The sequence below is a fragment of the Streptomyces durbertensis genome (assembly GCF_014156695.1).
GTDB classification, from domain to species: Bacteria; Actinomycetota; Actinomycetes; order Streptomycetales; family Streptomycetaceae; genus Streptomyces; species Streptomyces durbertensis.
Window position 1 is genome coordinate 1 of sequence record NZ_WMLF01000581.1, and the last position, 2,738, is coordinate 2,738.

General features: G+C 74.1%; 2 protein-coding genes and 1 pseudogene. 2 read left to right on the plus strand and 1 reads right to left on the minus strand.

Annotated features, from left to right (window positions below; genetic code table 11):
• Positions 1-1,369, minus strand: a pseudogene (locus GL263_RS24655) (GAF domain-containing protein); the annotation flags it as partial.
• A gap of 872 nt (positions 1,370-2,241) precedes the next feature.
• Here GL263_RS24655 and GL263_RS24660 point away from each other — a divergent pair.
• Complete coding sequence (locus GL263_RS24660) at positions 2,242-2,442, plus strand: hypothetical protein (protein WP_182857951.1); 201 nt, start codon at positions 2,242-2,244, stop codon at positions 2,440-2,442.
• Between the two features lie 112 nt (positions 2,443-2,554).
• Positions 2,555-2,713: a hypothetical protein gene (locus GL263_RS24665; protein WP_182857952.1), complete on the plus strand. Its 159-nt coding sequence runs from the start codon at positions 2,555-2,557 to the stop codon at positions 2,711-2,713.
• Positions 2,714-2,738 lie beyond the last annotated feature (25 nt).

Here is a 2,738-nt window from a genome sequence, read left to right on the forward strand (position 1 = left end):
GGGTGCGGGGGAGGAGGCTGCGCTGAACCGTCGTGGCCAGCTGGTGCTCGGCGTCAAGGGCGCGGACCCGGGAGAGCGCCTGCCCGGCCAGCATGGCCGCGGCGGTCAGCAGGGAGCGTTCTGCCGCGGTGAACGCGTGCGGCGCGTCCCAGCCGATCAGGCACACCCCCGCCAGATGGTCCTCGCCCGGCAGCGGCAGGACCGCCAGCGCCCCCGCGCCGAGGGCGGCGAGGCCCGGTTCGAGGGCGGACTCGCGCGTCCAGAGCTGGACGTGCCGATCACGCAGCGCCGCCCGCAGCGTCGGCAGCGAGCCGAGTGGCACCTCGGGCCAGTCCGACCGCCAGCCGAGACGCCACTCCTGAGGCCAGGCCAACGGCTCCGGCGGCTGGAGGCCGACCGCCACCAGCCGGTCGGAGTCCAGCCGGGCCAGCGCCAGCCGGTCCGCCCGGAGCGTGCGGAGCAGTACGTCGATCACGGCCTGGCTGACGTCCCGCGGGGTGGTGGCGTTCGTCAGCGCGTCGGACAGCCGCCGGATCGCGGCGGTCTCGTCGGCGCCAGGGCGCGGCGGCGCCGCGTCGGCGACCACCCCCAGGACCCGCTCCGGCCGGTCCCCGGCGCCGGGCACCACCCGGTAGCGCAGATTCAGCCGACGCGACGGCTGGCCGACGGGCCCGCGCACCCGGAACTCCAGCTCCCGGTCTCCGGAGATCATCCGCCCCGGCTCGAGGAGGGGCAGCAGCGTGAGCAGGTCGTCCGGCACGATGCGGGTGAGCAGCGTCGCCGTATGCCCGTCGAAATCCCCAGGGGCGATACCCACCAGCTCCAGCAGGCGCCCCGCCACATCTATCCGCCCGGTGCCGCGCACCAGGATGAACGAGCCGATGTGGCGGAGCGCGTCCCGCACCGCCCCCGGCCCCGGCGCGCGCCCCTCGCCGCCGGCGCCGAGCGCCTCCAGCCGGGCCGTGACCTGCGCGGCGTGCAGCTCCAGCAGCCAGCGTTCCTCGATGGTGAAGCCGTCAGGGCGCTCGCCCACGGCCACCAGGCAGCCGAGCGCCGCGCCGTCCGCGCCCAGCGGCAGCGCCGCCAGCGAGACATCCCCCGGCAGGCCCCACTCCCCGGCGGATGACTCGTCGCGTTTGTCGCGCCCGTGGTGTCGGGCGGTGGCGAGGGCGCTGGCGTCCAGCCATTGGGCGCGTCCGGCGCGAATGGCCGCGGCGACCGGTGAGCGGGCGTCCAGAGGGAGGCGCGCGGGCAGCGTGTATCCGGTGGCTTCGCCGATCGTCTCGGTCAGCCGGAACTCCTCCGGCTCCGTCCCCCGGGCGTAGAAGGCCGCGAACGGTGTTCCGACAAAGCTCAGCCAGCTGGACATCGGCCGTGTCCCTCTTTCGCAGACACCCTCCGCCGCCACTCCCGCTACTGGCCGGAAAGGGGCTCTGACCAGGAATGGAGGCGGTCCCGCAAACGGGAAAGTGCTCACTTCCCCAGCATGGCACGCGCTCGCCCCTCCCGCCCCGAGCCACCCACCCGCCGCGCCGGTCTCCGGCGGCTCTCCCACGCCACGGCCGTCACCGGATCCCGAGAGGCGATGGCCGGGCACCGAGTCATCCGTGTCGGCCCTGCCGCGCATCTGCCCGGCGGGCGCCGACGACCGTGGTGCCCCGCTGAAAGGGACGACCCGAGCCGGTCTGGCCGACCACCTGCTCACCACCAGCGGGTCTGATCGTGTTCACCCACACCGAGGTAGACCCCGCGAACGAGGGCGCAGGGTGATGCCGCCCTGCCCCGTCTTCTCGCAGTGGATCGCCCGCCACCCGGAGTAGCAGGACCCACCGCTCACCAGCCAGCACCGTGAAGGCCCTGAGGACGCCCCCACCGATCAGATGACCCGAAGGACGCGTCCGCCGCCCCGCGCGAAGAGGCCCCGGCCCCGCCCTTTCACCGTTTCCCGGGGCTCCGCCCCGGGCCCCGATCACGGCTTGGCGGCCGCTTGCCCTCCAGCGCCGGACGGGCTGATTCCTGCCCGTCCCGGGGTGCCTCGCGCCCGTTGCCAGGGACGTTCATCGATCGTTTATCCGCGTCCGGCATCCTCAAACCATCGATCCGCCGCTCTCGGGGGGAGGCGGACCGGAACGGGGGAGTGTGGGCCGAGCGCCGCGAGGCGCGGAGCCGAGTCGCCCGTCCGGCGACCGCCGGGGGAGCCGCCGGGCGGGCGACAGCACCACGCAACGGAGGAGCACGCTCATGAGCGAGAACAAGAGCGAGAACAAGAAGGTCGTCACCACGCTCCGCGACGGGCACGCCACCAGCGAGCCCGTGCTGCGGGACGGCCACGCGACCGGCGAACCGATCACGGGGAAGAAGAAGTCGCTTCGCGACGGTCACGCCACCGACGAGCCCACGATGCTTCGTGACGGCCACGCCACGAGTGAGCCCGTCGGCTGAGTTCCTCCACGGGGGAGTTGCGGGCCGGCGGCGGTGACACGGAGGGGGAGTCACCGCCGCCGGCCGCACAGTTGATCCATCGACAGCCAGCTGACAGGAGAGACCAACCGTCATGAGCAGGACCAGGAAGATCCTCGCCGTCTGCGCGGTCGTCGCCGCCACCGTGCTTTCCGGCGCGGCGCCCGCGCTCGCTGCGGCGCTCACGGACGGCCACGCATCCTCGCAGCCGCGTGACGGCGGCCCGAGCTCGAGCGAGGGCCACGCCACCTGAGCCGCAGCCAGACAGAAGCAGAGCC